Below are 12,416 nucleotides of genomic sequence, written 5' to 3'. Positions count from 1 at the left end.
GTTGCTCACGTGTTACTCACCCGTTCGCCACTGATCCCCCTCCGAAGAGGGTTCACCGTTCGACTTGCATGTGTTAAGCACGCCGCCAGCGTTCGTCCTGAGCCAGGATCAAACTCTCCGTCGAAAACCTTCCGCACCCGGCCACCGAAGCAACCAGGACACGTAGATCATTTGACTTGCATAGTTGACCCTTGGACTCGAAACCCCACCTCGCGCTGGCAAGCTCGAAGCGGGGGTCAATCCCAAAGGAATCCCCAACCCACCAGCACACAGGCCGGCGAGCCATCGGGGGTTGATACATATGGCATCAACATTTTTGGCACACTGTTGAGTTCTCAAGAACCGGACGCACCCACCCCACCCGACCCCCGTACCAGGGCCGGAGGAAAAGGGGCAACTTCCCCACCTTAACCAGACACCAGGCCGAACTTCAACCTGACCTCTGGGAGGCTTCCGGTGTCGTTGCGAGCTACGCTTCGGAGCTTCGGGCTTGTGACCCTCGGCGTCCGCCCCGTTGCTCGCGGCGACATGAAGAACATTAGACGGCCAGGCGTCGAGGAGGCAAATCGCCTCTTCCCCCCGACGGGAAACCGTTGTGCTGCAACGGTTCCAGCTGCTCAACCCGCCACCGCTCGCTCGTCGGTGATCTCTTGGGAGACTGGTGAGGTGACCGAGGCCACTGAGTCCCCCGCACCGGCACCGGAGCACCGCAGTGCAGAGCACGCACGGATGGCGGAGTCACCCGGTGCCGACGGTCCCTGGCGCCTGTGGGGCCCGTACGTGTCCGGCCGGCAGTGGGGCACGGTGCGCGAGGACTACTCCGCCGACGGGGACGCCTGGTCCGCCTTCCCCTTCGACCACGCCCGCGCCCGCGCCTACCGCTGGGGTGAGGACGGCCTGGGCGCGGTGTGCGACCGCTTCGGCTTCCTCAACCTCGGCGTGGCCCTGTGGAACCGCAAGGACCCGTTCCTCAAGGAGCGGCTGTTCGGGCTGACCAACGGCGAGGGCAACCACGGCGAGGACGCCAAGGAGTACTGGTGGGCCCTGGACGGCACTCCCTCGCACTCGTGGATGAAGTGGCTCTACCGCTACCCGCAGGCGGAGTTCCCCTACGCGCAGCTGCGTGAGGAGAACGCCCGCCGGGGCCGCGGCGAACGCGAGTACGAGCTCGGGGACACCGGTGTCCTGGACGGCAACCGCTTCTTCGACGTCACCGTCACCTACGCCAAGGCCGGCCCCGACGACCTGTGCATGGTCGTCTCGGCGACCAACCACGGCCCCGACCCCGCACCGCTGGACCTCGTCCCCCAGGTCTGGTTCCGCAACACCTGGGCGTGGGGGTGGGACCGCCGGCGCGGCACGATGACGCAGGTGCTGCCCCCGACGCTGGCCGTCGGCGGGCTCGAGGACGTGGAGTGCGAGCACGGTCACCTCGGCCGCTACCACGTCTCGGCCGAAGGCAGTCCCGAGGTGCTGTTCTGCGACAACGAGACCAACCTCGTCGAGCTGTTCGGCGCGGACCACAACCCGACCCGGTACACCAAGGACGGCATCGACCGGCGCATCGTCCGCGGTGAGACGGACGCGGTGAACCCGCGGCACCAGGGCACCAAGGCGGCGTTCTGGTACAGCTTCGACAGCGTCGGTCCCGGCGAGACCGTCGAGGTCCGGCTGCGGCTGTCCCCGCGCGCCCCGGGCCGGGACACCTTCGGCAGCGGGTTCGACGCGGTCCTGGCCGACCGCGAGGCCGAGGCCGACGAGTTCTACGACTCCGTCATCCACGAGGGCCTGAGCGAGTCCGACCGGCACATCGCCCGCCGCGCCTACGCCGGGTTGCTGTGGACCAAGCAGCTCTACCGCTACGACGTGCGGCAGTGGCTGTCCGGCGACCCCGAGACCGAGCCGGCACCGGAGTCACGCCAACGGCGCGGCGCGCGCAACACCAGCTGGTCGCACCTGTCGCTGGCCGACGTCATCTCGATGCCCGACGAGTGGGAGTACCCCTGGTTCGCCGCCTGGGACCTGGCCTTCCACGCCATCCCGCTGGCGCACGTGGACCCGGAGTTCGCCAAGGAGCAACTCGTCCTCATGTGCCGCGAGTGGTCCATGCACCCCAACGGGCAGCTGCCCGCCTACGAGTGGGCCTTCGGCGACGTCAACCCGCCCGTGCACGCCTGGGCGGCCTGGCACGTCTACCGGCTGGACGGCTACCGGGACCAGAGCTTCCTGGTCCGCGTCTTCACCAAGCTGCTGCTGAACTTCTCCTGGTGGGTCAACCGCAAGGACTCCAGCGGATCCAACCTCTTCGAGGGCGGCTTCCTCGGGATGGACAACATCGGACTGTTCGACCGCAGCGCCGAACTCCCCCCCGGGTACCGGCTGGAGCAGTCCGACGCCACCAGCTGGATGGCCTTCTACTGCCAGCAGATGTTCAAGATCGCCCTGGAGCTGTCGCGGCACGACCCGGCCTGGGAGGACGCCGCGACGAAGTTCCTGGAGCACTTCCTGTCCATCGCCCAGGCCATGACCTCCTTCGGCTCGCACGACGTGTCGCTGTGGGACGAGGAGGACGGTTTCTTCTACGACGTCCTGCTGCACCCCGACGGCACGGCCGAGCCGATGCGGGTGCCGTCGATGGTGGGGCTGCTGCCGATCCTGGGCGCCACGGACGTGCCGGCGTGGATCGCCGAGGAGACCCCCGACCTGACCGCGCGGCTGCGGTGGCTGCAGAAGCGGCGGCCCGACCTCACGCTGCCGCTGCTGACCCGCTCGACGCCCGAGGGCCGGCAGATGCTGCTGTCGCTGGTCGACAAGCCGCGGCTCGTGCGGCTGCTGGAGCGGATGTTCGACTCCGAGCAGTTCCTCTCCGCGTACGGCATCCGGTCGTTGTCGGCCGCGGTCAAGGAGGAGATCTGGACCTCCGTGGAAGGCCAGAGCTCGTCCGTCGTCTACGAACCCGGGGAGTCCCGCACCGCCCTGTTCGGCGGGAACTCGAACTGGCGCGGGCCGATCTGGTTCCCCGTCAACGTCCTGCTGGCGGACAAGCTGCGCACACTGGGCCGGTTCTTCGGTGACGACCTGACGATCGAGGTGCCGAGGGGGTCGGGCAAGCGGATCAACCTCGTGCAGGGCGCCGACCTCATCGACGAGAGCCTGGTCTCGCTGTTCCGCCCCGTGCAGGGCCGCCGGCCCGCCGACGGGGAGCGCATCGAGGCGACGGACGACCCGCTGTGGCGAGAGCACATCACCTTCAACGAGTACTTCGACGGAGACACCGGCGAAGGGCTCGGCGCCACCCACCAGACGGGCTGGACGGCACTGGTCGCGCACCTGCTGCACCCGCGCCTTCCGCTGAACCCACCGGGCCGCTGAGTTCCGGCACCACCACCCGCTCGGCCCCTCCGCCGCGGGGGGCCGGCTGCCGATCACTCTGACAAGCTTCCACAGGAGCGGGTGAAGGAGGACTGGGCAGGGTGTCGACGCTGGCAGTGGTCGCGGCCGTCTCCGCGCTGCTCGCCGTCGCCGTCGCCGTGCTGGCCTGGCGCTCGCGGGCGCAGACCCCCGCGGCCGTCCCGCTCGCGGTCGGGCTGTTCGGGTCGGGCCTGTGGGCCGGCGCGGTGGCCGTCATGGGGGCGGGCGCCCCGCCCGCCGTCCAGGACGCGATGGTCTTCGTCGAGTTCGCCGGGGTCGGGACGACGGTCGCCTGCTTCCGGCTGTTCTTCGACGCCGCGACGGGCCGTCCCTCGCGGCGCACCCGGACGGCGCTGCTGCTCGTGGAGCCGGTGCTGCTGCTGGCCGTCATCGCCGCCGACCCCTGGATGCACTGGTTCCACCAGACGGTGGTCTACGTCGGTGATCCGCCGATGCGGGACAGCACGCACGGGCCCATGTTCTGGCTGCACTCCCTCTACAGCTACGTCGTCATCGCCAGCAGCTTCCGCGACGTGCTGCGGCTGCGGTCCGTCTCCAGCGGCATCGTCCGCCGGCAGGCCACGACCATGCTCGTCGGGGTGGGGATCCCCGTGCTCGCCAACGCGGTGAGCATCACCTCCCCGGCCAGCGTGCTGCCGGTGGACATCACGCCACCCGCCTTCGTCGTCAGCGGCATCGTCTTCGCCTACGCGGTCCTGGCGCAGGACCTGCTGCGGCTGGTGCCCGTCGCGCGCAGCCTCGTGGTCGACACCATGTCCGACTGCCTGTTCGTCGTCGATGCGACCGGCCGGGTGGTCGACCTGAACGCCGCCGGCCGGAACCTGCTCGGCGAGCTCGGCACGCCCGGCGGGGAACCGGTCCGGGAAGCCGTCGGCCGTCCGGTGGAGCAGCTCCTGCCGACCGTGGCGCAGGCCATGGGTGCCGGGGAGGTGACCACCGTCCTGTGCCTGGGCGACGGCCGCAGCTTCGACGTCCGCAGCCGCTGGATCCGCGACCACCGCGGCCAGGTGCTGGGGCGCGTCGTCGTGGTCCGCGACGTCACCGCCGTCCTGGACCAGCAGCGGGCTCTGGAGCAGGCCAACGAGCAGCTCCGGTCCCACGTGCAGACCATCGAGAAGCTGCGCGCCGACCTCGCCGAGGAAGCGGTGCGCGACCCGCTGACGGGCCTGCGCAACCGCCGCCGCTTCGTCGACGACCTCACCGCGCGCCTGGCCGAGTCGGCCGCGGCCGGGCGGCCCCTGTCGCTGGTGCTGCTCGACGTCGACCACTTCAAGGTCATCAACGACACCTACGGCCACGCCGTCGGGGACGACGTCCTCGTCGCGGTCGCGCGGGCGCTGGGCCAGCACGCCCGGCCGGAGGACCTCGTCCGGTACGGCGGCGAGGAGTTCGTCGTCCTGCTGCCGCACCTCGACGCGGCGGCCGCCCGCGTCCGCGCCGAGGACCTGAGAGCCGCGTGCGCCCACGTCCGGGTCGCCGCCGCGGACCTGCGCATCACCATCAGCGCCGGCGTCGCGACGAGCCCGGACCACGGCACGAGCCCCGACGAGCTCCTGCTCGCGGCCGACCGCGCCCTCTACGAGGCCAAGGGGGGCGGGCGCGACCGCGTGGCGCTCGCGGAGTGAGCTACCAGATGCGCACGCGCTCGGCCGGGTCGAGCCACAGGCCGTCACCGGGCCGGGTGCCGAAGGCGTCGTGGAACTCGACGAGGTTGCGCACCACCGCGTTGCAGCGGAACTCCGGCGGGGAGTGCGGGTCGATGGCCAGCCGGCGCTCGACCTCGGCCGGGCGGACCTTGCCGCACCACACCTTCGCCCACCCGAAGAACAACCGCTGGCTGCCGGTCAGCCCGTCCACGACGGGCGCCTCGGCTCCGTCGAGGGCGATCTCATAGGCCTTGTGCGCGATGGTCAGCCCGCCGAGGTCGCCGATGTTCTCGCCCACCGTGAGCGAGCCGTTGACCTTCTTGCCCGGGGTCTCCGGCGGCTCCAGGGCGTCGTACTGGTCGATGAGCGCCTGGGTGCGCTTGCCGAACTCGGCGCGGTCGGCGTCGGTCCACCAGTCGTTGAGGTTGCCCAGGCCGTCGTACTTCGAGCCCTGGTCGTCGAAGCCGTGGCCGATCTCGTGGCCGATGACCGCGCCGATGCCGCCGTAGTTCTCGGCGTCGTCGGCCTCCAGGGAGAAGAACGGCGGGCGCAGGATCGCCGCGGGGAAGACGATCTCGTTCATGCCCGGGTTGTAGTAGGCGTTGACCGTCTGCGGGGTCATGAACCACTCGCTGCGGTCCACGGGGCCGCCCAGCTTGGCCAGCTCGCGCTCGACCTCGAAGGCGAAGGCGCGCCGGACGTTGCCGAGCAGGTCGTCGCGCTCGATCGTCAGCTTCGAGTAGTCACGCCACTGGTCGGGATGGCCGATCTTGGGCGTGAACTGCGACAGCTTCTCCAGCGCGCGGTCCTTGGTCTCGCGCGTCATCCAGTCCAGGGCCTCGATGTCCTGGCGGTAGGCCTCGACGAGGTTGGCGACCAGCTCCTCCATCCGCGCCTTGGCGGCGGGCGGGAAGTGCTCGGCGACGTAGAGCTCGCCGAGGGCCTCGCCGAGGCTGCCCTCCACGAGCCCCACCCCGCGCTTCCAGCGCTCGCGCAGCTGCGGGGCGCCGGTCAGCGTCGTACCGTAGAAGGCGAAGTTCTCGTCGACGAAGTCGGCGGACAGGAACGCCGCGCCCTGGTGCAGGACGCGCCAGCCGAGCCACTCGCGCCAGATCTCGACGGGTGTGCCGAGCAGGACCTCGGCCAGCCCCTGCAGGTAGCTGGGCTGGCGGACCACGACCTGCGCGAAGGCGCTCTCGGGCAGCTCGGCCGCCGCGATCCAGCTGCCCAGGTCGATGCCCGGCAGCAGGGCGTCCAAGCCGGCGCGGTCGACCTTGTTGTAGGTCGCGTTGGCGTCGCGGTTCTTCACCCGGTCCCAGTGGTGGGCCGCGATCGCCGTCTCGAGCTCGACGATGCGCTGCGCGGCACCGGCCGGGTCGGGACGGTGGCCGAGGGTGAGGATGCGCTCGACGTGGGCCCGGTAGGCCTCACGGATCGGCGCGTACTGCTCCTCGCGGTAGTAGGACTCGTCGGGCAGGCCGAGGCCCGACTGCGTGAGGTAGACGACGTACTCGTCGGACTTGGCGTTGTCCGTGTCCACCCAGTAGGCGAACGGGCCGCCGACCCCGGAACGCTCGAAGGCGCCGAGCTGGCGGACCAGGCCGGCGTGGTCGGTGATGGCGTCGACGGCCGCGAGCTCGGGGTCCAGCGGCGTCGCGCCGAGCGCCTCGATGCGGTCGGTGTCCATGAAGCTGGCGTACAGGTCGCCGATCTTCTGCCGGACGCTGCCCGCCGGTGCTTCACCGCTCGCGGCCGCGGCGGCCGCCGCCTCCACGATGGTGTGGCACTCGGCCTCGGACTGGTCCCGCAGCCGGATGAACGCACCGTCGACGGCGCGGTCGGCGGGGATCTCGGTGGTCGCGAGCCACCGGCCGTTCACGTGCCGGAAGAGGTCGTCCTGGGGGCGCACCGAGGGATCGATGTCGCTGCCCGCGGGCTGGGCGTCCGTGATCGAGCTCATGCATGCACCCTAGGGCGGATCGTGCGCCAGACCGAGAGCAGGAGCACCACGTTGATCAGGACGGCGCCCAGGACGACGTAGCCCATGGCGTGCGCGTCGCCGCCCAGGACACCGACCAGGACACCGACCAGGCCACCCACCCCGGACTGCAGGGCCGTGACCAGGGCCGCCGCGGCGCCGGCGCTGTCGCCGTAGGGCTCCAGGGCCAGCGTCACGGCGTTGGGCATGATCAGGCCCAGGCTGAGCAGCAGCAGGTACAGCGGAACGGCGAACAGCACCAGCTGGTCGGTACCCGACATCAGCACCACGGCGAGCACGACCCCGAACACCACGGCGGTGAGCACCCCGACGCGCAGCAGGCGGGCCGACCCGAAGCGCTCGACGAGGGCGGCGTTGAGCTGGGTCCCGCCGATCAGGGCGGTGCCGTTGAGGGCGAAGAACACCGCGAAACCCGTACCGGTCAGGCCGAAGCCGTCCTGCAGCACGAAGACCGACGTCGAGACGTAGGACATGATCGTCGCCAGCGCGAGCCCCGGCATGGCCGCGAGCGCCAGGAAGCGTCCGTCCCGCACGAGCTGGCCGTAGCCGGCGAAGGTGCGCAGGACGCGGCGGCGGCGCTCGGGCACGACGGGCGCCGCTCGCGTCTCGGCGCGGGCCTGGGCGGCGCTGTCGCACAGCTCCCTGCGGGTCTCCGGCAGGGACCGCCAGACGGCGACGAGCACGCCGAGGCCGGCCAGGACGAGCAGCCCGAGGACGGGCCGCCAGCCGGTGTGCTCCGCGATGGCGCCGCCGACGGTGGGGGCGAACAGCGGCGCGACGCCGATGACCAGGACGAGCCGGGACTGCAGCCGGGCGGCGGCGGGGCCGGTGAACAGGTCGCGGATGACGGCCATGCCGATGACGGCACCGGCCGAGGCGCCCACCCCGGACAGGACGCGGAACGCGACGAGGGTGGGCAGGTTCGGGGCGATGGTGCACAGCAGGCAGGCGACGACGTAGACGACGAAGCCGACCGCGGCGGGTTTGCGGCGACCGAAGGCGTCCGACAGGGGCCCGACGACGAGCTGGCCGATCGCCGAACCCACCAGGACGCCGGTGATGGTCAGCTGGGTGCGCGCGTGGGTGGTGCCGAGGTCCTCGGCGACCTCGGGCAGCGAGGGCAGGTAGAGGTCGATGGTCACGGCGCCGAGAGCGGCCATGGCGCCGAGCAGGACGACGAGGCCGAACGTCGATCGGGTGGTGGTGGGCGTTTCGGTGCGGAGCGCGGACATGCGCAGCTGGTCCCCGGGGTGCGTCGTTGCGGTGCACCGCACAACGCCGGGCGGGGCAGGACGCGGCAGGACGCCGACGTCCCTCCCACCCTAGGGCTCGAGCGGCAGCAGCGTCCTGCCCGGTGCTGGGCCCCGGCGGTGGGCGCGCTGTGCGGGGGCTGCCCGGCGCGCGGTGACCTCGCGCGCGATCACCGGGTGCGGGGTGACATCGCGCGCATTCGCGGCGGACCACGCGGTGACATCGCGCGCGATCACCGGGCGTGAGGTCACCGCGCGCCGGCTCAGTCCTGCCCGTCGACGGGGCGGTTGGCCTTGACCGGGAACTCGCCCGTGTAGCCGTTGCGCTCCTCGGCGGCCGCCATGACGCGTCCACGGACGGTGAACCAGCCGAGGACCAGCAGCGGGACGATGACGCCGAGGGCCAGGACGGTGGGCCGGCTGGACTCGTCGTAGGCCATGATCGCCAGGACGGCCACGAGGAACGCGAGCACCAGGTAGCCCGTGTACGGCGCACCGAACAACCGGTAGGCGGGGCGCTGGACGATCCCCTTCTTCGCCCAGGCGTGCAGCCGCAGCTGGCACAGCACGATGGTGCCCCAGCTGGCGATGATGCCCAGCGCGGAGGCGTTGAGGACGATCTCGAAGGCCCGGCCGGGCGCGAGGTAGTTCAGGACGACGCCGAGGACGGCCACGACGCCGGTGATGGCGATGCCGCCGAAGGGGACGCCGCCGGAGTTGAGCTTGGCCGCGAACTGCGGGGCCGACCCGTTGAGGGCCATGGAGCGGACGATGCGGCCGGTGGAGTACAGGCCTGCGTTGAGGCTGGACAGCGCCGAGGTGAGGACGACGAAGTTCATGACGTCGCCGGCGCCGGGGACCCCCAGGGCGCTGAAGAAGGTGACGAAGGGGCTCTCGTCGGCCGAGTAGGCCGTGAACGGCAGCAGCAGCGCGAGCAGGACGAGGGAGCCGCAGTAGAAGACGACGATGCGGACGATCACGGTGTTGATGGCCCGCGGCATGATCTTCTCGGGGTTCTCGGTCTCCCCCGCCGCCGTTCCGACGAGCTCGACGGCCGCGTAGGCGAAGACCACGCCGGAGATCACCACGACGAGCGGGACGGCGCCGACGGGGAACCAGCCGCCGTTGTCGCTGACGACGCTCAGGCCCGTGGTCTGACCGTCGACGGGGAAGCGGCCGGCCAGGAAGACGACGCCGATGACGAGGAACGCCGTCAGGGCGATCACCTTGATGAGGGCGAACCAGAACTCCATCTCGCCGAAGATCTTCACCGAGACGAGGTTCAGCCCGAGGACGACGACGAGCGCGAGCAGCGCCAGCAGCCACTGCGGGGCGGCGCTGAAGGCGTCCCAGTAGTGCAGGTAGAGGGCGATGGCGGTGATGTCGACGATCGCCGTCATCGCCCAGTTGAACCAGTACATCCAGCCCGCGACGAAGGCGGCCTTCTCGCCGTAGAACTCACGGGCGTAGGAGACGAAGGAGCCGGAGGAGGGCCGGTGCAGGACGAGCTCGCCGAGCGCGCGGAGCATGAGGAAGACGAAGAAGCCGCAGACGGCGTAGACGATGAACAGCCCCGGCCCGGCGGTGGCCAGCCGTCCCCCGGCGCCCAGGAACAAGCCGGTGCCGATGGCGCCACCGATGGCGATCATCTGCAGCTGGCGGTTCTTCAGGCCCTTGTGCAGGCCACCGTCCTCGTGCGAGAAGTCCCGCCCCGAGGTCCCTGGTTCGTCGACCGACATGCAACTTCCTCTCCCTGGCGCCCGTGCGGGCTGCTCGGGGAAGGGAACCACTTCCGGGTCCCGGACGTCTGCCCGGGGCACCGGGTCAGACGGTCGTCAGGCCGAGGGAGGCCTCGAAGGAGTACTCGTCGACCAGCGGGATCCCGCGGGCGATCGCGGCCCGGACGCTGGGCGAACCGGACCCCGCGTCGTTGGCGACCAGCACGTCGGTGCGGTCGGTGACGGCGGACTCGACGTGCAGTCCGGCCCGCTGGGCGCGGGCGGCCAGTTCCGATCGCGGGGACAGGAAGTGGCCGCTGAAGGCGATGTGCTGACCGGTGCGGAAGGTCACGCCGTGGTGATCGGCACGAGGGGTCCGCGCCTTGACCTCAGGCGTTGTCCTCGACCGGGACCGCCGGGACGACGGGGACGACGGGGCAGCGCTGGGGCGGGACGGGTGCGGGCGCCGTCCGGCGGGCCCGCGCGACGAGCACCAGCCCGGCGATCCCGGCCAGCACGACCAGGGCCGCGTACCCGTCGACCACCTCCCGCAGCCCGACGTGCGGGGCGAGGAAACCGGCGACGACGGCCGGCACGCCGAAGGCGAGGTAGCTGACGACGTAGACCGCGGACAGCACGCCGGCGCGTTCGTGGGCGGGGGCGGTGACCAGCACCCCGCGCAGCGCGCCCTGGAACCCGGCGCCGAAGCCGACGCCGGAGACGAGGGCACCGCCGAAGAAGACCGCGGTGGAGGTCAGCGCCAGACCCAGCACCAGGACCAGCGGGCCGGCGACCAGGGCCGCCATGCCGAGGGCGATGACGCGGCCGGGGGCCTGACGGCGCGTCAGGACGCCGGTCACGGCGCCCACCCCGGCGACGGCCGCCACGACGAGGCCGCCGACGACGTGGTTCGGCAGCCCCAGCACCCCGGCGACCACCGAGGGCCCGAGCCCCAGGCACAGCCCGCCCAGCCCCCAGCTGCCGAGGAATCCCGGCAGGTAGGTCGTGAAGGCGGTGCGGGAGGCCGCGGGCAGGTGCACGACGGGTTTGAGCGAGGCGAGCGCACCGGGCACCCGGTCGGCGGGGTCGGGCGTGACCAGGACGGCGACGAAGGCGGCCGCCATGAGCACGGCCAGCACGAGGTAGGGCAGTTCGGTGGGCGCCGGGGCGAACTGGACGAGCAGCCCGGACCCGAGCCCACCGGCCATCAGCCCGACCGGGGGTGCCGCCCCGTTGACCAGCTGCGCCAGCGGCCCGCGCGTCGGGCCGGCGAGGTCGAGCAGCCACGCGCCGAGCGCGCCGATCGCGGTACCCGTCGAGAAGCCCTGCAGCGCACGGCCCACGACGAGGGCGGTGACGGTGTCGGCCTGGCTGAACAGCACCATCGAGGCCGCGACGCCGGCGACGGCGACCAGGACGACGCGGCGCCGGCCGAGGTGGTCCGACAGCGAACCCACCGTCAGCAGCGCGACGAGCAGGACCGCGGCGTAGACGGCGAAGACGACCGTCACGGCCGCCGGCCCGATGCCCCACAGCTCCTGGTAGACGGGGAAGATCGGGGACGGGGCGGCGCTGGCGGCGACGAGGAGTCCCAGAGTCAGGGTGACGAGGGTGAAACCCGTGCGGTGGCCGGCTCTGCGGGGGGACAACGGCGCTCCTGGAACTCGGGGAGGTGGCTCCAGGAAACTACCTCCTGGTGGCCACTAACGCAACGCCCACTGCGTTAAGGTGCCACCATGACGCCGACGATGGCGCGTCCGGGAGGACGCAGCGCCAAGGTCACCGAGGCGGTGCACCGCGCCGTGGTGGAACTGCTGGCCGAGGGCGAACCCGTGACGGTCCCGCAGGTCGCCGCCCGCGCGGGTGTCAACGCGACGAGCGTGTACCGGCGCTGGGGCGACGTGAACGGGCTGCTGGCCGACGCCGCACTCGTGCGGTTCGGCACCAGCGCCGCCGTTCCCGGCACCGGCTCGCTGGCCGGCGACCTGCGGGCCTGGGGTTCGGCCCTGGTGGACGAGGCGGCCCGGCCGGAGGAGCTGGCGCTGCTGCGGGCCGCCGTCGCCGCGGGTCCCGCCGATCCTCCGGCGCTGCGCGCCGGCTCCAGCGCCCCTGCTGCTCCGGACTCCGCCTGCTCGGCGTGCCTGACGGGCCGCAGCTCGCAGGCCGAGGCGATCCTCGCGGCGGCCGCGGCCCGCGGCGAGCAGGCACCGAGCGCCACCCGCGTGCTGGACCACCTGGTCGCGCCGATCTACCTGCGGGCGCTGTTCGGACTGCCCGCGCCGTCGGTCGAGGTGCTCGTGGAACTGCTGGTGGAACGACTCGTGGCACCAGCCGCCGCTCAGGCGACCTCCAGCGAGCTCGGCTAGGTTCG

General features: G+C 71.8%; 8 protein-coding genes and 1 rRNA gene. 3 read left to right on the top strand and 6 right to left on the bottom strand.

The annotated features are described in order from the left end of the window. Window positions 1-124 (bottom strand): 16S ribosomal RNA (locus ACRYR2_RS23275); the annotation flags it as partial. A 605-nt stretch (window positions 125-729) separates the two neighbouring features. Between ACRYR2_RS23275 and ACRYR2_RS23270 the strand changes: the two genes are divergently transcribed. Further along, window positions 730-3,372, top strand: a complete 2,643-nt coding sequence (locus ACRYR2_RS23270) for an MGH1-like glycoside hydrolase domain-containing protein (protein WP_432565277.1) — start codon at window positions 730-732, stop codon at window positions 3,370-3,372. A gap of 101 nt (window positions 3,373-3,473) precedes the next feature. Next, entirely contained in the window at window positions 3,474-5,057 is a 1,584-nt protein-coding gene (locus ACRYR2_RS23265; protein WP_432565276.1) for a diguanylate cyclase, read from the top strand. A 1-nt stretch (window position 5,058) separates the two neighbouring features. Here ACRYR2_RS23265 and ACRYR2_RS23260 read toward each other — a convergent pair whose 3' ends face one another. The 5 genes from ACRYR2_RS23260 to ACRYR2_RS23240 all read right to left on the bottom strand — a co-directional run bounded on the left by ACRYR2_RS23260 (window position 5,059) and on the right by ACRYR2_RS23240 (window position 11,694). Next, on the bottom strand, window positions 5,059-7,038 hold the full coding sequence (locus ACRYR2_RS23260; protein WP_432565275.1) for a M13 family metallopeptidase: 1,980 nt from the start codon (window positions 7,036-7,038) through the stop codon (window positions 5,059-5,061). Beyond that, window positions 7,035-8,351 carry a multidrug effflux MFS transporter gene (locus tag ACRYR2_RS23255; protein WP_432565274.1) on the bottom strand — a complete coding sequence of 439 codons (1,317 nt, stop codon included), beginning with the start codon at window positions 8,349-8,351 and terminating at the stop codon, window positions 7,035-7,037. The genes ACRYR2_RS23260 and ACRYR2_RS23255 overlap by 4 nt, the downstream gene beginning before the upstream one ends. Before the next feature lie 239 nt (window positions 8,352-8,590). Next, window positions 8,591-10,066 (bottom strand): amino acid permease, encoded by a 1,476-nt coding sequence (locus ACRYR2_RS23250; protein ID WP_432565273.1) that lies wholly within the window; start codon window positions 10,064-10,066, stop codon window positions 8,591-8,593. 85 nt (window positions 10,067-10,151) lie between these two features. Next, window positions 10,152-10,397, bottom strand: a complete 246-nt coding sequence (locus tag ACRYR2_RS23245) for a BRCT domain-containing protein (protein ID WP_432565272.1) — start codon at window positions 10,395-10,397, stop codon at window positions 10,152-10,154. Between the two features lie 37 nt (window positions 10,398-10,434). Then, complete coding sequence (locus ACRYR2_RS23240) at window positions 10,435-11,694, bottom strand: MFS transporter (protein WP_432565271.1); 1,260 nt, start codon at window positions 11,692-11,694, stop codon at window positions 10,435-10,437. An 87-nt stretch (window positions 11,695-11,781) separates the two neighbouring features. Here ACRYR2_RS23240 and ACRYR2_RS23235 point away from each other — a divergent pair, with 87 nt between their 5' ends. Next, entirely contained in the window at window positions 11,782-12,411 is a 630-nt protein-coding gene (locus ACRYR2_RS23235; RefSeq protein ID WP_432565270.1) for a TetR/AcrR family transcriptional regulator, read from the top strand. Window positions 12,412-12,416 lie beyond the last annotated feature (5 nt).

Origin of the sequence: Kineococcus deserti, assembly GCF_050871945.1 — a bacterium.
Taxonomy (GTDB): Bacteria; Actinomycetota; Actinomycetes; order Actinomycetales; family Kineococcaceae; genus Kineococcus.
Note: the sequence above shows the minus strand (reverse complement) of the source record. Positions and strands in the feature narration are given on the sequence as shown.

Excerpts from the sequence above, each read along its gene's own strand:
- ACRYR2_RS23270 (WP_432565277.1), top strand. The coding sequence starts at position 730 with ATGGCGGAGTCACCCGGTGCCGACGGTCCCTGGCGCCTGTGGGGCCCG.
- ACRYR2_RS23250 (WP_432565273.1), bottom strand. The coding sequence starts at position 10,066 with ATGTCGGTCGACGAACCAGGGACCTCGGGGCGGGACTTCTCGCACGAG.
- ACRYR2_RS23260 (WP_432565275.1), bottom strand. The coding sequence starts at position 7,038 with ATGAGCTCGATCACGGACGCCCAGCCCGCGGGCAGCGACATCGATCCC.
- ACRYR2_RS23235 (WP_432565270.1), top strand. The coding sequence starts at position 11,782 with ATGACGCCGACGATGGCGCGTCCGGGAGGACGCAGCGCCAAGGTCACC.